Raw genomic sequence first — 18,010 nt, 5'->3', positions numbered from 1 at the left:
TGGTAGGCTGGAAGAAAAATAAATGAGGTGAACGAAATGGTCGATCCAAAGATGTTGGCGATGATTTTCTTGATAAATTTTGCGTATGTCGCATTAAATACGATTCGCTTCATGTTGACGATGAAAGGCTATCGTATTTTGGCGCCGCTGCTCAGCATGATCGAGATCACCGTCTACGTTTTAGGCTTGTCGCTTGTCTTGAACCGGCTGGATGATCCGTTGAACTTACTCGTCTACGCTTTGGGCTACGCGATCGGGATCAGTGTCGGGATCAAAATTGAAGATAAACTAGCGCTGGGCTACATCATGGTCACGACGATCTTGCCTACTAATACAGCAGAGGAAAAAAGCTTGCCCCGCGTCTTGCGCGAAAATGGGTACGGAGTCACGCAATCATACGCTGAAGGCCGGGAAGGCGAACGAATGGTGTTAGAGATCCTTTCCCCTCGCTCAAATGAACGGGATCTTTATCGTTTGATCAAAGAGATCGAGGAACGGGCGTTTATCATTTCGTATGAACCAAAATATATCTCTGGCGGTTTTTGGACCAAAAAAATTCGACACCGAAAATAAAATCACAAGTAAAAAAGGCAAGCGTGATCAGCGAATTGATCTGCTTGCCTTATTTATTAGGTTTATTTTTCGATTGCGATCTTTTGACTTTCACCTGCTTGCTTCTTGTTCAACCGAATCCAATTATATAAACCATACGAACTATTGATCAAATAAGCACTCCACATAATCAACATCGTCGCAGCTTGCGGTGATTTTCCGATCAGTAAACTCCACATGATGATATTGACCACATCACCTGCTAGCCATAAGACCCATTGCTCCGCGTAACGCGAGACAGTCAAGTAAGTCGCGATGATCGTATTGATGGCAATATACGCATCAAGCAACGATAATTTTCCACCGATTGCCTGCAAGAAAAACGTATAGCCTAACGTCCCAATCAAAAGACCGGCTACGACCATGGTGAAACCTTTTTTCGACAAACGGAGTGCTTTAACATCCCCTTGGGCATCTTTCCGTTTGTTCCAAGCGATAAAGCCGATAACATTCATGGGGATATAATACAATAAGTGCAGTGTCATCCCGCCGAACAAATGGTTTTGGTAACAGATATAAGCGTATAGCACGGAATTGAGCGTTGCAAAAACATAATTTGAGACCCGGCCTTTTGCACATAAAACGACCGAAATGACACCCGCTGAACCAGAAATCAAAGCTAAAATTGGATCACGGGTCACGATCCCCACACCTAACATGATCACGTTGGAACAGACCAGCCATGATAATTCAAATTTCGTCCACGTATTGAAATAGTTTTTGAGCGTTTGCATTTAAATTTCCTCCTCTAAAGTAGCACCAGTGACTCCGACGACTTTCGCAGCTAATTCGTTAGCAGTCGGTAGTGCATCTAACAATGAAATCCCTTTAGCCTCTAAAGCTAAGAGAGCTCCGAGATGTGCATCACCAGCACCGATGGTATCCACCACTTTTGCGGGTGTTCCCACTACATAATGCGGCTGCCCATCATAATAACAAGCTCCTTTTGCACCTAACGTGACGATCACAGGACGGTTCGTTTGCTGGAACAAAACGCTCATTGCACAATGTAAGTCGGACTGCTCAGCTAAAGCTAAACATTCAGCTTCATTGAGGTGTAAGATGGGCTGAAGCATTAGTATTTGTTGCAATACTTCTGGTGCGATTTTTTTAGTGTATGGTCCTGGCGCAAAATAAAGTTGCCCTGTCTGTTTTTTCAGCCATGTAACTAGCCGCCGACCATTGTCTCCTAGACATTGATAACTAGATAAATAAATCCGATCATACTGTCCTAGATTCGCTAACCAAGCTGTTCTGATCTCACTTTCGATGCCTTGGACCGTTACGAAACTACGCTCGCCATCTGGCTCCACCAAACACAAACAATACCCATTTTCACTTTGGTCGACGGTGACGAGCGACGTGAACTGATCAGCTGCCAACTTGCGCCGGATCAGCTGACTATAAAAACCATCCCCAATTGGAAAAAACATATCCGCCGATTCAGCAAAAGATTGCATCGCTTTTGCTACATTGTAGGCACAACCACCGATCGAGATCTGCTGGTCAGTCGTTTCAACATCTTCTCCTCGTTTCGGCAAATGGGGTAAATGAACGACCAGATCCACGATGGCTGCACCAATCAGCAAAGTTTTCATCGTCTCGCCTCCCGAGCTTGGGTCAAAGCTGTACTATATTTAGTAAAATCAAGTGAATTGGCCCGCTGTAAAGTCTGAATCAGCTCAGCTGGGATCGTGCCGCAAAAAGCGCCGCAGATCGCGGTTGCCATCGCGCCGATCGTATCGGTATCCCCACCGAGGTTCGCACATAAATAGGCACAGTAAGCCGGCTCTTTGGCAAAATAAGCGATCGCCGCCGCCGCTGGTACCGATTCTGTGATCAAAACAGTCGCGCCGATCGTCTCGTAGATCGCCGTCAAAAATTTTTCCGCTTGCCCTTGATAGTTTAAAGCTAGCTCGCGTCCTAGTTTCATCCGCTGCGCGAGTGATGGGGTAAAAGTTTCTACTCCTAGTGGCCGCGCGATAGCTTCCATCGCCAGCATATCAGCAAAAACTTGTTCAAAATCTGAATTGACTAACGCCGAGCTAACGCCCATCGCGATCATCGCCGCCCCTGCGATCGTGACATCACTCGTATGGGTCACTTTCGTCACTTGATACACAAATTCCGCTAGTTCAGTTGCTTCATTTGGAGTAAACAAACAACCGATCGGCGCGATCCGCATCGCAGAACCATTAGAAACACTTTTATCCGTGAAATTAGTGGCTTCCTTCCCATTAGCAAAAGCTTTAAGCGCGACTTTTGACGTCGGACCTAAAATATTTTGTTCAAACGCATTTTCCTTTTCCGCCCAATTCAATAAGCGTTGCGCAATATCTTGCGTGTCGGGAACAAATTTCGTTGCGATCAATGAATCCAATAAAACGAGCGCTTGCCCAGTATCATCGGTGAATTGGCCCGCCCGATAATTGCAGGCTACGTCATTTTCTGCCGGACCATCTTCAAATGTTGTCAACTCACCAAAATACGCTTGGACTTTGCGGCGGCTCCATAACTCCGACGGCATTCCAAACGCATCGCCTAACGCTTGACCATAAAGGGTCGCCGCGATTTTTGCTTGCATCTTGTCATCTCCTCAATATGTCTTGACAGGTAGAGTATACTGATTGACCTATGAAAAGTCTAGCACTATGAAAAATTTCACTTTATTTTCTAAGCAAAGAAAAAGTTGGCGGTTCTAGGACAAATTAAGCCGTGACTGGTCAACCACCGCTAGACGACAAAAAAACTGTTCGCTTCCTTGATCAAGGTTGCGAACAGTTTTTATTTTTGCCACAAGAATTGGATCAGTCGCTTTTGAAACGATAAGCTGCGGGTGATGACGCTATGACCGCCACTTTTTCCCGTCACTAAATATTCCTGATAGCTTTTCGTATGCTTTTCTAACAAATAGCGCAATGAAAACGCGCTGTGGACAGAGACCGAGCCATCACTTTCGCTACCATCTTTTAAATCACCGGCCACATTCAAGACCCGCAATTTTTGCGGTAAGCGGTTCATGCTGCGGTCAAAATATTGATAGATCGGCGTGTAGCCGCTGGGACCATTTTGCGTCAGCTCATAGGCAAAGACATCTTCCGTATCTTCTGCGATCTCTAAATCATTGAAAGGCGCTGCAATCGTGACGACTTTTTCGACGACCGGCTCAGTTTGTGGGTTAGCATATTCCAGCAAATAGCGCAGCAGTGAGACGCCTCCCATCGAATGGGCTACTAGATTGACGGAATGGACGCCTTGTTTTTCTAAATAGCGCATCACACGATCGATCCATTTGCTTTGAGTGATCTCGCTTTGACTATCTTTTTCAAATAAAACCATGATCGTGGGATTATCGTGAGTATTGCGCAACTTTCCTTCAACTTGCAACTTCCCAGCTGAATCGACCACGATCGTCAGTTCACGTTTAGCGACATTTTGCCGTTCTAAATTTCGCAACAGCGGGCCAAACGAAAAAGAACTGCCTTCATAGCCATGGATAAAAACAGTCGGCGTATTCGTGTAACGAATATTCGGTTGCTTGCTCAGCGTCCCCGGTGAGAAAAAGCGGATCTGCAAATAATAGATCAACCCGATGACTGAAAAAAAGCTGATCAGTAGCAGCAACCCTCTGATGAGTCGTTTCATAGTGTTCCCTTCTTTATCAAATAAGTTAAATTCGTCGCAGTCAACTGCCGCAAGAAAAAGTGTCCGATTAAAAAAGCTTCCGGCATCGTTTCCGGTAATAAAGCCTTGACTACATCAACTGGCAGGTCGGTAGCCGGCATTTCTGGAATCAACAGCCGCGCTGGCGCTTCAGCTAAGACACCTGTCTGAAGCAGACTTTCACGAAAAATACTGGGTCGCCGCGTTCGTAATTTGCCGGTTGCGACTTGTTCAAAAATCAAGCTCACTTGGTTGAAGAAAAATGCGGGATCGACATCACCGATCAACATTTCTAACGCAGCAAAAGCTTGCGGCATCGGCGCCTCACGTGTTTGCCACGCGAAATAATTCGGTAAAGTCGGTGCGCTGGGACTGGCTGAATTTAATGTCACGAGTCGGAAGCCAGCATTTTCTAAAACAGTGGCGCAAGGCAATTCAAACGTCACCTCGATCGGACGGGTGAGCGGCTGCAACGCCAACAGCTGTAGACACGTTTCAGCTAAAACGAGCGGTGAATAGGCTTGTTGCAACTTTTTAAATTCAGCCAGACGATCAGCTGACAGTTCAGGCCACTGAGTGATGTGAGGTAAACTCAGCGTATAACGCCGGTCAAGCCGCGTAATCACGTGATGGGCGATCAGTTCATCCAGCGTTTTATCCAATTGGGGATAAGGGACCGCTTTTCGGATCTGCCGCAAGATGACTGGTTCAGTTTGTTGTTTGAAATACGCCAATAAAGCTTGCACAGTTGGTTTTTGAACGAGTTGTTGAAATTTTGGTTTCGGGTAAATGATGCTCACAGTGCCACTCCTAAAAGAAAAGACTGCAGCTATTCTGCAGCCTTTGACTTATTTTTATTTTTCAAAAGCTTCCGTCAATTGAGGAACGACTTGTTTTTTCCGCGAAACGACGCCACCTAAAAAGGCCCGATCATTCGTCAGTTTTACGTTGAAAGCTGCTTCGACTTTAGCTTTTGGTTCACCCGCTACTAACAATTCAGAATCAGAATCTAAGATGTTCGTTACGAGTAAAATAAATAGATCATAGCCATTTGCAGCGTTTTCTTTTTCCATCGCTTCAGTCAAGGCTTGTTGACGCGCGAAAACTTCGGCTAGATCAACCGTGTTGACTTGAGCGATCCGAACCGTTTTGCCACTCAATGGAAATGATTTTGCATCTAAATCTAATAATTCAGCTTCTGATTTTGTACTTAGATTCGTACCGGCTTTCAGCATGTCTAAGCCGTAGCTGTCTAGATCAGTTTCGGCGATGCGAGCTAATTCTTTAGCCGCAGCCACATCTTCTTCTGTGCACGTTGGGGATTTGAATAATAAAGTATCGGAAATGATCGCTGACAACATGAGCCCTGCGATTTCTTTTGGTACGGTCACATTATTTTCTTTGTACAATTTCAAAATGATCGTCGACGTACAGCCCACCGGTTCCGCACGATAATAAAGTGGGTTAGCCGTTTGGAAGTTCGCGATCCGGTGATGATCCACCACCGCTAAAATATTCAACTCTTCAATATCTGCGACACTTTGTTGGAACTCATTGTGATCGACTAACATCACATCAGTGGTCTCGCCTTTGATTTTTTCAACCACGCGTGGTGCAGCCAAACCAAAATGATCCAACGCGTATTGAGTTTCTTCACTTGGCGTATCCAGTGCAACAGCTTCTGCGTCGACACCGAGTTCTTTTTGTAAATGGGTAAATGCAATCGCTGCTCCGATCGCATCCGTATCAGGATTTTGGTGACCAAAAATTAAAACTTTTGACATAATCGATTCGCTCCTCTTTTTTCATTTCCTCTTTATGATAACAAAAAACGAAAAAAGAGCAACTAGGGTGAGCCGGCAAACTGACTGAGAAACAGATTTTTTCAGCGCTTTTAGTAAAGAACACACAAAAAGACGGCTGGAGTAATGTTCATTAGCCGTCCTATTTGTCGTAACCTCTAGCTCCTCGTTTTAGCCACATCCACTAGTTGCTCTTTTGTTTTAACGTTTCAAATAGCCTTTATAATCCGCGGTATGAAGAAGTTTTTTCGCATTTTCAACTCGTTCATCAGCTGGCGGTTCGATCCCGTCTAATGGATAATCAAGTCCTAGCTCTTCCCATTTGTACTTACCCATCGTGTGATAAGGCAAGATCTCCACTTTGTCGACATTGTCTAATGTTTTGATGAACTGATCCAACCGAATCAAAAATTCATCGTAGTCACTGCGAAACGGCACCAGCACATGGCGAATCCAAACGGGCTTTTTGATCTCCGATAAATATTGCGCCATCCCTAAAATATTTTCGTTGCCGTGGCCGGTCAATTCTTTATGAGCCTGCGTATCGATCTGCTTGACATCAAATAAGATCAAATCCGTATATTCCATCAACTCATTGAATTTTGAGAAAAAAGGTTCTTTGCGGGTAAACGGCTGTCCGCACGTATCCAAAGTCGTATTGATCCCGCGAGCTTTGGCTTTTTTAAACAGGTCGATCAAAAAGTCGATCTGCAATAACGGCTCACCACCACTGACTGTGATCCCGCCTTTTTTGCCCCAATAATTTTTATAATGCTCGGCTTCTTCTAACACATCGTCTGCCGTTCGTTGTTTGGCCTTTGGATCATTGATCTTCCATGTATCAGGATTATGACAAAATTGACAGCGCATGCGGCAGCCTTGCATAAAGACGATAAAACGCACGCCAGGGCCGTCGACAGAGCCAAAACTTTCGATCGAGTGGACATTACCGGTAATCATTTTTTCAGTTGCAGTCGCCATTAGGGTTTTCCTCCTGTAAGTTCAAGATACAAGGTGACACTAGCTACTAACTAGACCGCCCTTCGTTTAAAAAAGCGGATCGACTTACCGTCCATCCGCCCTAAGTGTTGCTCGTGTCAGCTTACATTTTTGCGTGGAATGTCCGGCTGATCACATCTAATTGTTGTTCACGAGTAAGATCGATGAATTTGACTGCATAACCAGAAACGCGAATCGTAAAGTTCGCATATTCTTCTTTTTCTGGGTGTTCCATTGCATCGACTAATTTTTCTTTTCCAAAGACATTGACGTTCAAATGATGCGCACCTTGATCGAAGTAGCCATCTAACACACTAGTCAAATTGTCGATCCGTTCAGTTTCGTCATGTCCTAATGCATCCGGGTTGATACTTTGGGTATTTGAGATTCCATCTAATGCATATTCGTAAGGTAATTTCGTCAATGAGTTTAATGAAGCCAACAGTCCGTGTTGTTCTGCACCATAAGATGGGTTAGCCCCTGGTGATAATGGTTCGCCAGCTGGACGGCCATCAGGTAACGCGCCGGTTGCTTTACCATAAACGACATTTGACGTAATCGTTAAGATCGAAGTCGTTGGTTCAGAATCACGGTAAGTGTGATAATGTTCCAATTTTTCCATGAAGGTCTTCAATAACCAAACCGCGATATCATCGGCACGGTTGTCATCGTTTCCGTATTTAGGGAAGTCGCCTTCTGTTTTATAATCCACGACTAAGCCGTTTTCATCACGAACGGGATATACTTTTGCATATTTGATAGCCGCAAGTGAATCGACCACATGAGAAAAACCAGCGATCCCCGTTGCAAAGGTGCGTTTTAAGTTTGTATCCATCAATGCAAGTTCAGCTGCTTCATAGTAATATTTATCGTGCATGTAATGGATGCAATTCAAGGTATTGACATACATACCGGCTAACCATTCCATCATTTGGTCATATTTTTCCATGACTTCATCATAATCTAATGCGTCATCTGATGTGATCCCGCGGTAAGCTGGTCCAACTTGGACTTTCGATTTTTCATCGACCCCGCCGTTGATTGCGTATAACAAGGCTTTAGCAAGGTTAGCCCGCGCGCCGAAAAATTGCATTTCTTTTCCAGTTTCTGTCGCAGACACACAACAGCAGATCGCATAGTCGTCACGCCAGACTGGACGCATCACATCGTCGTTTTCGTATTGGATCGAAGACGTATCGATGGAGATCTTCGTCGCATATTCTTTGAAGCCTTCTGGTAAACGAGAAGAATACAAAACAGTTAAGTTTGGTTCAGGAGATGGTCCCATATTTTCTAATGTCCGTAAGAAGCGGAAGTCATTTTTCGTAACTAATGTCCGGCCGTCCATCCCCATCCCAGCGATCGATAAGGTTGCCCAAACTGGGTCGCCAGAGAATAATTCGTTGTATGAAGGGATCCGAGCAAATTTAACCATCCGTAATTTCATAACTAAATGGTCGATCAATTCTTGCGCGCCTTCTTCAGTCAACGTTCCGTTTTCGATATCACGTTGGATGTAAATATCTAAGAACGTGGAGACCCTACCAATTGACATTGCCGCACCGTTTTGTTCTTTGATGGCAGCTAAGTAACCAAAGTATAACCATTGAACCGCTTCTTGTGCATTTTCAGCAGGACGAGAAATATCGTAGCCGTATGCCGCAGCCATTTCTTTCATGCGTTTTAACGCATTGTATTGGTCGGTGATCTCTTCACGCAACCGAATATCTTCATCGGTGAATTGACCGTGACCACAGTTCGCATGGTCGTTGAATTTTTGTTCCATCAAATAATCGATCCCATAAAGTGCTACTCGACGATAGTCACCCACGATTCGGCCACGGCCATACGTATCAGGGAGGCCGGTAATGATCTTATTGCGGCGTGCCGCTCTGATCTCAGGGGTGTAAACATCAAAGACACCTTGGTTATGAGTTTTATGATATTTATTAAAAATTTCAGTATATTTAGGATTTGGCGTGTAGCCGTAACTTTCCAAGGCTTCTTCGGCCATCCGGATCCCACCATAGGGCATGAATGCACGTTTTAAAGGCTTATCTGTTTGTAAGCCGACGATTTTTTCTTCGTCTTTTAAGCTTTCATCGATGTAGCCTGCGCCGTAAGCATTGGCTGCGGTCACCACGTCGGTCTCCATATCTAAAACGCCGCCATTTTCACGTTCTTGCTTTTGCAAACCTTGTAGTTTTTGCCATAACGTATTCGTCGCTTCCGTTGGCTCAGCTAAAAATGTTGCATCGCCTTCATATGGTTTATAGTTAGTTTGGATAAAGTCGCGTGTATTGATTTCCGTTTTCCACAAATGTCCGTTGAAGCCAGCCCACGCAGTTTTGTTTGTTTTTGTCGTCGTTCCCATTAAGAGAGACCTCCTTAAAAATTCACCTTTTAAGTGCTACAGCTTTACGAACACAGTATAACACACCTTCTTCACTTTGCAACAGTTTGTTGCTTAAATATGATCACCTTTTTACAAAACGATTGTGATCGTTGTCATAACCTTGATATCAATGCTTCTATCCTGCTCATAGATTTTATAAAAAAACTTTAAAGGCGTTTTCTTGCTCACTCATTACTAAAAGAACGCCTGCCTGTTTTACAACAGACAAGCGTTCTTTTCCAAATTATATAGTACAGTTATTCTGTTTCATTCAATTCTTGTTCTAGTGAAACGTGGAAGACTTCACCAGCTTTTTTCTCATCGATCACAAATGAACCATTTGATAAACGATCGTTGATTGGAACGTGTTCGATCACTACTTCTTCAGTTAGACCTTTTTGCGTTGTCACTAACAAGGTCCCGCTTGGTTCAGCTGTCAAATACACGAGGCGATGAGGATTTTTTTTCAATTCACGGAAGATCAATAAGCCCCGTTTCGCCCGACTCAATTGCGGCAATGATTGGGCCAACATCCGTTTGACTGCTCCTCTTTGACTGACTAAAACAAGTGGTGTATCGCCTTCTGGTAAAACTAAAGCACTGCTAACGACGGCATCGTCTGCTTTCAAATTAATCGCTTTGACACCAGCAGCTTTGGCCCCGACAACGGGAACTTCAGCTAGTGGATAGCGTAAGCCAAAGCCGCGACTGGTCGCTAAGAAAATATCGTAGCGCAGTGATTCACCCGTTAAAAAGACGGAGACAACTTGATCATCTGCCCCTTTTAATTTCATGCCGGAAGTCGGGCGGCTCTTATATGTCCGCCACGGTGAAAATTCCGTCATCCGCGTTTGTTTGATCATTCCATTGCGGCTGACAAAAACAAATAATTGATTCGCGTCTAATTCTTTATACGGAAAGGCCGCGATGATCTCTTCATCGACACTTAAATTCGTGATCGTTTGTGAAATATGCTCCCCGACTTCTTTCCAACGTAGATCCGCGATCTCATGGACCGGCCGGTAGATCAAATTTCCTTTGTTCGTCACAAGCAATAAATGATCCAATGTGTTCAACTTTTCAATAAAGATCACGGAATCATCTTCTTTCATCCCATGCTCTTCAGGTTTAGAAGCATTATAAGACCGAATACTGCTGCGTTTCAAATAGCCATCTTTGGTCAACGTGACGATCACGTCTTCTGGTGCGATCAAGACTTCCGTTTCGATTTTGATTTCTTCGATCTCGTCTTCGATCTTCGTTAGACGCGGATTGCCGTATTGTTTTTTGATTTGACGTAGTTCTGCTTTCATCACTTTGTGCAATTCTTTTTCACTATTTAAAATCAATTGCAACTCTTTGATCAAAGCCGCTAGTTCCGCCGCTTCTTTTTCTAGCTGCGTGATATCGGTATTAGTTAAACGATACAATTGTAACGTGACGATCGCTTCGGCTTGTGCTTCGGTAAAATCAAATTGCGCTACTAAATTTTGTTTAGCATTTTTCTTATCTTTACTGCCGCGGATCGTGGCGATCACTTGATCTAAAATCGATAAAGCTTTCACCAACCCTTCCACGATATGTTGCCGGTCGCGGGCTTTTTGCAGATCAAAGCGACTGCGAGCCGTGATGACCTGTTTGCGGTGCGCGATATAGCTAGCCAAAATGTGAGCCAGACCAACTTGTTGCGGTGTCATATTATCGATTGCGACCATATTGAAATTGTAATTGATTTGCAAGTCGGTATTTTTGAATAAATAATTCAAGATCCCTTCTGCATTCGTATCTTTTTTCAATTCCACTACGATCTGTAAACCAGTTCGATCCGTCTCGTCTCGCACTTCAGCGATGCCATCGATTTTTTTGCTCAATCGGATCTCGTCCATCTTTTTGACTAAGACCGCTTTATTGACTTCATAAGGAATCTCATGGATCACAATCTGTTGTTTGCCGCCTCGTAAAGGCTCAATCGACGTCTTAGCCCGCAAAATGACTTTGCCTTTGCCGGTTTCGTACGCTTTTTTGATCTCTTCTTTGCCTTGTAAGATCCCGCCAGTCGGAAAATCAGGTCCCGGAATCAATTCCATGATTTTTTCAAGACTCGCTTGCGGATGATCGATCAAATAAATCGTGCCATCGATCACCTCTGCTAAATTATGCGTGGGGATCTCTGTTGCATACCCTGCCGAGATCCCCGTAGAGCCGTTGACTAATAAATTCGGAAAAGCCGCGGGTAGCACAGTCGGTTCTTTTTCCGTATCATCAAAGTTCCAAACAAAATCCACGGTTTCTTTTTCGATGTCTTTTAACAGTTCACCAGAAAGTTTTGACAAACGCGCTTCCGTGTACCGCATCGCAGCCGGTGGATCACCATCCATCGAACCATTATTCCCGTGCATCTCGATCAAGACTTCGCGTAATTTCCAATCTTGACTCATGCGCACCATCGCTTCATAAATCGAAGAATCACCATGAGGATGGTAATTCCCCATGATGTTCCCGACTGATTTAGCTGATTTACGAAACGCTTTATCATATGTGTTGCCATCTTTGTTCATGGCGTATAAAATCCGTCGTTGCACCGGTTTTAATCCGTCGCGGATATCGGGTAAGGCCCGTTCTTGAATAATATATTTCGAGTAGCGGCCAAAGCGATCCCCCATGACTTCTTCTAAGGTCAATTCTTGAATCGTGTGTTTATTTTTCATGTGGACCACCTCTAATCAAATAACTTAATGTCTGCTGTTGGTTGTTGTTCTTCGTCTAACAATTCATTGGAAACGGAAGGCGTCAGCTCGTCTTTGTTGTCTAATAAGCTGCCGTCTTCATCTAGCGTAAATTGGACGTGACTTTCGATCCATTTGCGGCGGGGTTCCACTTTATCGCCCATTAACGTCGTGACCCGGCGTTCGGCTTGTGCCGCATCATCGATCCGCACGCGAACTAAGGTGCGCTGTTCAGGGTCCATCGTCGTTTCCCACAATTGTTCGGCGTTCATTTCACCTAACCCTTTGTACCGTTGCAACATGTAGCCTTTGCCGACTTTTTTGATCTCATTTTCCAATTCTTCATCGGTCCACGCATATTCCACCACTTGTTTTTTCCCACTGCCTTTTGACACTTTATATAGCGGCGGCAATGCGATGTAAACTTTCCCCGCTTCGATCAACGGCTTCATATACCGATAGAAAAAAGTCAATAGTAAGACTTGGATATGGGCACCATCGGTATCGGCATCGGTCATGATAATGACTTTATCGTAATTACAGTCTTCGATCGAAAACTCTGGTCCAACACCGGCACCGATCGTATAGATCATCGTATTGATCTCTTCATTTTTCAAAATATCTTGCAGCTTGGCTTTTTCCGTATTGATGACTTTGCCTCGCAGTGGTAAGATCGCTTGAAATTTTCGATCACGCCCTTGTTTGGCCGAACCGCCGGCTGAATCTCCTTCGACTAAAAACAATTCATTTTTTTGCGCGTTTTTCGATTGCGCCGGGGTCAATTTACCCGACAATAAAGATTCGCCTTTTTTGCGTTTTTTCCCGTTGCGGCTTTCTTCTCGCGCTTTGCGAGCGGCTTCACGGGCCTCGCGAGCTTTGATGGCTTTTCGCACCAGCATTTGACTCGTTTCGCTATTTTCTTGCAAATAGAAACTCATCTGTTCGCTGATAACACCATCCACTGCTCCGCGAGCTGCTGGCGTCCCTAATTTTTCTTTTGTTTGACCTTCAAACTGCAATAGATTTTCCGGGATGCGAACTGATAAGACTGCCGACAACCCTTCACGAAAATCCGTGCCTTCTAAATTTTTATCTTTTTCTTTTAACAAGCCCGTCTTGCGAGCGTACTCATTAAACGATTTGGTCATGGAGGTTTTCATCCCTGACTCATGGGTCCCGCCGTCTTTTGTGCGGACATTGTTGACAAATGACAACACATTTTCCGAATAGCCATCGTTGTACTGATAGGCAAACTCGACTTCGATTCCTTCTTTTTCACCAGAGAAATAAGTCACCGGTGTCAGCGTGTCTTTGTCTTCATTCAAATATTCAACAAATTCTTTGATGCCTTCTTCATAATGAAAAATCGCTTCAACTGGTTCTTCCCCGCGCAAATCGGTCAAGGTGATCTTAACACCGCGTAATAAAAAGGCTGATTCCCGTAAACGTTCGGCTAACGTATCATAAGAAAAACGCGTCGTTGAAAAAATCGTCTCATCTGGTAAAAAGTGAACTGCCGTTCCGTTAGTAGCTTTGGTCTTGCCGATTTTTTTCAGCGTTCCTTGCGGTTTTCCGCCATCAACAAATTTTTCTTCATAGGCCACCCCGTCTCGAACAATAGAAACCGTCAGCCATTTAGAAAGCGCGTTGACGACTGAGGCCCCGACGCCGTGAAGACCGCCAGATGTTTTATAGCCGCCTTGGCCGAATTTTCCGCCGGCGTGTAAAATCGTAAAGATAACTTCAACGGTTGGAATACCTGACGCATGCATCCCCACAGGCATCCCGCGACCGTGATCTGAGACTTTGATACTATTATCAGGATATAAAACGACTTCGATCTCACTGCCGAAGCCGGATAATGCTTCATCGACGGCATTGTCGACGATTTCATAAACTAAATGATGCAACCCGCGGCCATCGGTGGAACCGATATACATCCCGGGTCTTTTTCTGACTGCTTCTAAGCCTTCTAAGACTTGGATCGAAGCGTCATTGTATTCGTTGTTGTTCTTTTTAGGCAAACTAACCGCTCCTTATCTAATCACATCATTTGTATGATACGCTAAAAGAGGTGAAAAAAAAAGCCTCTCGTGATCACGAGAAGGCATTTTAGCAATTTTTAAACAGATTAACAAGTACTGCTATGTTATCTTTTTGCTAGTTCGATCTTCACGCAACGATTCATTACGATATCATTGCGGCCGACATTTTGCAAGATCTCAGCAGCTTTTTCACTTTCTAATCCTAATTGCGCCCAAAAAACTTTGGCATCAGTTTTTAAAAAATCTTGCGCGACTTGCGGTAAAAATTCACTGCGCCGGAAAATATCCACGATGTCGATCTTGACTGGCACATCCGTCAATTCCGCTACCACCGGGATCTCGTTGACCGTTTGACCGGCTAGTTTCGGATTGACTCCGTATAAAGTATAGCCGTAGCCTTTCAACACGTTGGCGATCTTATAGCTCATTTTTTCAGGATTATCACTAAAACCAACGACTGCAATCACTTTTGCATCGTTTAAATAGCCATCGATCACCGCTTGACTTGGATTTTGGAAACTCATCTTGGTCACCTCATTAATTTTTGCCTATTATAACACCTGTAGCGATATTGTTCACGCAATTCAAATCTGTTAGAATCATAAAGAAGTAACTCAAAGGGCGATTTTTAACGATCGGACAGTTGACCGGTCTGCGCTACTTTGAATCAAGAGAGAAATGAGGATCTAAGATGCAAACCGTTTTACTCATGGTATTAGCTTATCTTTTAGGGTCGATCCCATCAGGTGTTTGGATCGGCAAACTTTTTTTCCATAAAGACATTCGCGATTATGGCAGCGGAAATACTGGGACGACCAATACGTTTCGTGTGTTGGGCCGGCCGGCAGGTGCGATCGTCTTTTTGATGGATCTGTTAAAAGGCACTTTAGCGACTTGTCTGCCGCTGATTTTCCACTTGAACATCAATCCCCTCTGGTTTGGCTTGATCGCCGTGATCGGGCATACGTTGCCAATTTTTGCCGGTTTCAAAGGGGGCAAAGCCGTGGCGACCAGCGCTGGGATGTTATTAGGCTACAGTCCGTTGTTTTTCTTTTACTCGTTATTATTTTTTCTGATCGTCTTGTATCTGTCCAGCATGGTGAGTGTCGCGAGTATTTTAGCTGCGATCTTTGTAACGATCTCCACCATCGTTTTACCTAGTCTGTGGCCTGCGATCTTACCAAACCACAATTGGCTGCTGACCTTGATCTGTCTTGGACTGACCACTTACATCATCGTACGCCACAAAGACAATTTGCAACGCATCAAAAATGGGACCGAAAATCGCGTCTCATTTGGTTTGAATAAAGGAGCGAAAAAAAATGACCACTGATCCCTTATTGAATTGGGCCAAAGAGATCCAAGCTCTGGCTCAAGGTGGCTTGTACTACACAAAAGATCCATTTGATCACGAACGCTTTGAACGTTTACGAGAGATCGCAGTGGAGATGCTGGCCTATAAAACTGAGCTAGCGCCTGAAAAAGTCCGGGATCTATTTGCCAGTGATGTCGGTTACCAGACCCCTAAATTAGATACGCGGGCTGCGATCTTCAATGCACAAGGCGAGATCTTACTGGTGGAAGAAAGTGATCATACGTGGTCACTGCCTGGTGGTTGGGTCGATCTCGATCAATCAGTGGCCGAAAACACCGTCAAAGAAGTCAAAGAAGAAGCCGGCTTGACAGTCAAACCGTTGCGACTAGTCGCCGTTTTAGATCGTGACAAACACAACCCGCCGAAATATATTTACGGCGTCACTAAGATCTTCGTCTTATGCGAAAACCTCGGCGGACGATTTGAAGCAAATATCGAGACCTTGCAGACGGCTTATTTCGCATTAAACGAATTGCCGCCACTATCGATCGCTAAAAACACCCGTGAACAAATCCAGCTGTGCTTTGCGGCGTATGCTGATCCTGATTGGCAAGTGATCTTTGACTAAGCACAACAGCTAACACAATAAAACGAGCATCCAGACACTGCGTGCGCAATGTTTAGATGCTCGTTTTTTTACTTTAACTGATTGTGATCGAAAATTGCGTATTGAAAACATCCCCGGCAGCTAACCGATTCATCCCCGGTTTTTCTTCTAACTTGCCACTGCTATCGACTGGGTCCGCAAAGCCCCACCACGGTTCGATACAAACAAAGGGAGCTTCTTTAGGATAAGGAGACCAAAAACCGACATACGGGATGTGATTATACGTCAAGGTCACGCTGTGGAACGAATCTTCATTGCCGATCGTAAAGCGGTTCAAACCCAACGTTTCAAAGATCACCGCATCATTGGCAAACAAATCATGACTCAGTTGGACATTCGTATTCGTCTGACCGAGCGTTTTTTGATCCAAGTTGACAAACGGACCTTCTAGCGGAATCATGACCCGCGTTTTTTGCGGTGAAAAAGCTAAATAATAATCTTCAAAGTTTTGGCCGGCTTCTAGTGGCACGTTGAATGCCGGATGTCCCCCCAGCGCAAAGATCATTTCGTCAGACGACGTATTTTCCACTTGGAAGCGAACTCGTAATCCATCCGCCCACACTTCATAACTGACCGTCAAAACAAAATCAAACGGATACACTTGACGCGTCTGTTCGTCACTGACTAACGCAAGCGTCACCATCTCTTCAGTTTGATCAAGAACTTGAAAGGTTTTATCCCGGGCAAAACCGTGCTGCCCCATCGGATAGGTTTGACCTTGATACGTGTATTGATCGTCTTTTAAACGGCCGATAAACGGAAATAAAATCGGTGCATGACGCCCCCAATACTCAGGGTCAGCCTGCCAAATATATTCGAGCCCGCTTTTCTTTTGCTGGAAACTAGTCAGCTCTGCTCCTTTTTCCGCAATCGTTGCTACGACATGATCATTTTGGATTGTAATGGACATTGGCGTTCCCTCTTTCGTGATTTTTTGACCGTTTCACCAGACTAAATCTATCGGTATCGCTGTTAGCTACAGTCTCAGACTTACAGATTATTTGCGTTTATCGAGTTCTTCTTTGAACATGGGATTCAAAACTTTCAAATAAGTCCCTTTCATGCCTAGTGAACGTGATTCAATGATACCAGCCGATTCTAGTTTTCGTAAAGCATTTACAATGACTGAACGCGTGATTCCGATTTTGTCTGCGATATTTGAAGCCGTCAAACGACCTTCATCGCCTTCCAATGCTTCAAAGATCGCCTTGACCGCTTTCAACTCACTGTAAGACAATGTATTGACCGCCATTTGAACAGCCGTTTGACTTCGAACCGTCTCTTCGACATTCAAATATTGTTGATACAAGATCTCCATCCCGATTACGGTCGCGCCGTATTCTGCTAACACGAGATCGTCATCGGCAAATTTTTCTTCTGTCCGAGCTAAAACGATCGTCCCCAGCCGTTCTCCTGAACCAAAGATCGGCACAACAGTCGTCACCCCATGAGGATAGCGATCACTCGTCTCAGTTGGAAAAGCCGTCATCGCATTTTCCACCGGTAAATTGACTTCAGTTTTAGTCACATTGCCTAGTTCGTTGACATAGACATCCGGAAATTGGCGATCGACTAAAAAGGATTTGACTCGCTCTGTATTGACATCGATTTTTTCGTTATACCCCAACAATACACCTTTTGCACTGACGATATACGTCAACGTCCCTAACACATCACCTAAGATGCGCGCCATATTGTTATATGGCAATTCCGCCGTGTTATCAAACGCATTTTTTTGCTGCATCATTTTATTGATTTGGCGAGTTTTTTCTAATAATGTTTCCAT

General features: G+C 44.4%; 16 protein-coding genes. 3 read left to right on the top strand and 13 right to left on the bottom strand.

Features of this window, described 5'->3' with window-relative positions; translation table 11 throughout:
- Positions 1-36: 36 nt before the first annotated feature.
- The gene (locus tag GVJ38_RS03520; protein ID WP_159721793.1) at positions 37-573 is read left to right on the top strand and encodes a DUF2179 domain-containing protein; all 537 of its coding nucleotides are present in this window, start codon (positions 37-39) and stop codon (positions 571-573) included.
- A 62-nt stretch (positions 574-635) separates the two neighbouring features.
- On the opposite strand, the gene pnuC is transcribed toward GVJ38_RS03520, so the two are convergent.
- The 11 genes from pnuC to GVJ38_RS03465 all read right to left on the bottom strand — a co-directional run bounded on the left by pnuC (position 636) and on the right by GVJ38_RS03465 (position 14,766).
- Complete coding sequence (gene pnuC, locus GVJ38_RS03515; protein ID WP_159721792.1) at positions 636-1,346, bottom strand: nicotinamide riboside transporter PnuC; 711 nt, start codon at positions 1,344-1,346, stop codon at positions 636-638.
- On the bottom strand, positions 1,347-2,210 hold the full coding sequence (locus GVJ38_RS03510; RefSeq protein WP_159721791.1) for a PfkB family carbohydrate kinase: 864 nt from the start codon (positions 2,208-2,210) through the stop codon (positions 1,347-1,349). It abuts the gene before it with no gap.
- Entirely contained in the window at positions 2,207-3,196 is a 990-nt protein-coding gene (locus tag GVJ38_RS03505) for an ADP-ribosylglycohydrolase family protein (protein ID WP_159721790.1), read from the bottom strand. The genes GVJ38_RS03510 and GVJ38_RS03505 overlap by 4 nt, the downstream gene beginning before the upstream one ends.
- Positions 3,197-3,396: 200 nt before the next feature.
- Positions 3,397-4,257 (bottom strand): alpha/beta fold hydrolase, encoded by an 861-nt coding sequence (locus tag GVJ38_RS03500; protein ID WP_159721789.1) that lies wholly within the window; start codon positions 4,255-4,257, stop codon positions 3,397-3,399.
- Complete coding sequence (locus GVJ38_RS03495) at positions 4,254-5,075, bottom strand: DUF1803 domain-containing protein (RefSeq protein ID WP_159721788.1); 822 nt, start codon at positions 5,073-5,075, stop codon at positions 4,254-4,256. Before GVJ38_RS03495 ends, GVJ38_RS03500 begins: the two co-directional genes overlap by 4 nt.
- Positions 5,076-5,129: 54 nt before the next feature.
- Entirely contained in the window at positions 5,130-6,059 is a 930-nt protein-coding gene (locus GVJ38_RS03490) for a manganese-dependent inorganic pyrophosphatase (protein ID WP_159721787.1), read from the bottom strand.
- A 219-nt stretch (positions 6,060-6,278) separates the two neighbouring features.
- Entirely contained in the window at positions 6,279-7,058 is a 780-nt protein-coding gene (pflA, locus tag GVJ38_RS03485) for a pyruvate formate-lyase-activating protein (RefSeq protein ID WP_159721786.1), read from the bottom strand.
- A gap of 121 nt (positions 7,059-7,179) precedes the next feature.
- Complete coding sequence (pflB, locus tag GVJ38_RS03480; RefSeq protein WP_159721785.1) at positions 7,180-9,450, bottom strand: formate C-acetyltransferase; 2,271 nt, start codon at positions 9,448-9,450, stop codon at positions 7,180-7,182.
- A 278-nt stretch (positions 9,451-9,728) separates the two neighbouring features.
- Complete coding sequence (parC, locus tag GVJ38_RS03475; protein ID WP_159721784.1) at positions 9,729-12,179, bottom strand: DNA topoisomerase IV subunit A; 2,451 nt, start codon at positions 12,177-12,179, stop codon at positions 9,729-9,731.
- Positions 12,180-12,190: 11 nt separating this feature from the next.
- On the bottom strand, positions 12,191-14,221 hold the full coding sequence (parE, locus tag GVJ38_RS03470) for a DNA topoisomerase IV subunit B (protein WP_159721783.1): 2,031 nt from the start codon (positions 14,219-14,221) through the stop codon (positions 12,191-12,193).
- Between the two features lie 125 nt (positions 14,222-14,346).
- Positions 14,347-14,766, bottom strand: coding sequence for a CoA-binding protein (locus GVJ38_RS03465; protein ID WP_159721782.1), 420 nt, complete (start codon positions 14,764-14,766; stop codon positions 14,347-14,349).
- Positions 14,767-14,933: 167 nt separating this feature from the next.
- On the opposite strand from GVJ38_RS03465, the gene plsY reads away from it, so the two are divergent.
- Together plsY and GVJ38_RS03455 are read left to right on the top strand one after the other, a co-directional pair.
- Entirely contained in the window at positions 14,934-15,575 is a 642-nt protein-coding gene (gene plsY / locus GVJ38_RS03460) for a glycerol-3-phosphate 1-O-acyltransferase PlsY (protein ID WP_159721781.1), read from the top strand.
- Positions 15,565-16,185 (top strand): NUDIX hydrolase N-terminal domain-containing protein, encoded by a 621-nt coding sequence (locus tag GVJ38_RS03455; RefSeq protein WP_159721780.1) that lies wholly within the window; start codon positions 15,565-15,567, stop codon positions 16,183-16,185. The genes plsY and GVJ38_RS03455 overlap by 11 nt, the downstream gene beginning before the upstream one ends.
- A 73-nt stretch (positions 16,186-16,258) precedes the next feature.
- Here GVJ38_RS03455 and GVJ38_RS03450 read toward each other — a convergent pair whose 3' ends face one another.
- Positions 16,259-17,134, bottom strand: a complete 876-nt coding sequence (locus GVJ38_RS03450; protein ID WP_159721779.1) for an aldose 1-epimerase family protein — start codon at positions 17,132-17,134, stop codon at positions 16,259-16,261.
- A gap of 87 nt (positions 17,135-17,221) precedes the next feature.
- Positions 17,222-18,010, bottom strand: coding sequence for a GTP-sensing pleiotropic transcriptional regulator CodY (gene codY / locus GVJ38_RS03445; RefSeq protein WP_159721778.1), 789 nt, complete (start codon positions 18,008-18,010; stop codon positions 17,222-17,224).

The organism is Enterococcus sp. CSURQ0835 (genome assembly GCF_902706605.1).
In the GTDB taxonomy this organism is placed as follows: domain Bacteria; phylum Bacillota; class Bacilli; order Lactobacillales; family Enterococcaceae; genus Enterococcus_A.
Note: the sequence above shows the minus strand (reverse complement) of the source record. Positions and strands in the feature narration are given on the sequence as shown.

Excerpts from the sequence above, each read along its gene's own strand:
- pflB (WP_159721785.1), bottom strand. The coding sequence starts at position 9,450 with ATGGGAACGACGACAAAAACAAACAAAACTGCGTGGGCTGGCTTCAAC.
- GVJ38_RS03520 (WP_159721793.1), top strand. The coding sequence starts at position 37 with ATGGTCGATCCAAAGATGTTGGCGATGATTTTCTTGATAAATTTTGCG.
- GVJ38_RS03510 (WP_159721791.1), bottom strand. The coding sequence starts at position 2,210 with ATGAAAACTTTGCTGATTGGTGCAGCCATCGTGGATCTGGTCGTTCAT.
- GVJ38_RS03500 (WP_159721789.1), bottom strand. The coding sequence starts at position 4,257 with ATGAAACGACTCATCAGAGGGTTGCTGCTACTGATCAGCTTTTTTTCA.
- GVJ38_RS03450 (WP_159721779.1), bottom strand. The coding sequence starts at position 17,134 with ATGTCCATTACAATCCAAAATGATCATGTCGTAGCAACGATTGCGGAA.
- pnuC (WP_159721792.1), bottom strand. The coding sequence starts at position 1,346 with ATGCAAACGCTCAAAAACTATTTCAATACGTGGACGAAATTTGAATTA.
- plsY (WP_159721781.1), top strand. The coding sequence starts at position 14,934 with ATGCAAACCGTTTTACTCATGGTATTAGCTTATCTTTTAGGGTCGATC.
- GVJ38_RS03465 (WP_159721782.1), bottom strand. The coding sequence starts at position 14,766 with ATGAGTTTCCAAAATCCAAGTCAAGCGGTGATCGATGGCTATTTAAAC.
- GVJ38_RS03455 (WP_159721780.1), top strand. The coding sequence starts at position 15,565 with ATGACCACTGATCCCTTATTGAATTGGGCCAAAGAGATCCAAGCTCTG.
- GVJ38_RS03490 (WP_159721787.1), bottom strand. The coding sequence starts at position 6,059 with ATGTCAAAAGTTTTAATTTTTGGTCACCAAAATCCTGATACGGATGCG.
- parC (WP_159721784.1), bottom strand. The coding sequence starts at position 12,179 with ATGAAAAATAAACACACGATTCAAGAATTGACCTTAGAAGAAGTCATG.
- codY (WP_159721778.1), bottom strand. The coding sequence starts at position 18,010 with ATGGAAACATTATTAGAAAAAACTCGCCAAATCAATAAAATGATGCAG.
- pflA (WP_159721786.1), bottom strand. The coding sequence starts at position 7,058 with ATGGCGACTGCAACTGAAAAAATGATTACCGGTAATGTCCACTCGATC.
- GVJ38_RS03505 (WP_159721790.1), bottom strand. The coding sequence starts at position 3,196 with ATGCAAGCAAAAATCGCGGCGACCCTTTATGGTCAAGCGTTAGGCGAT.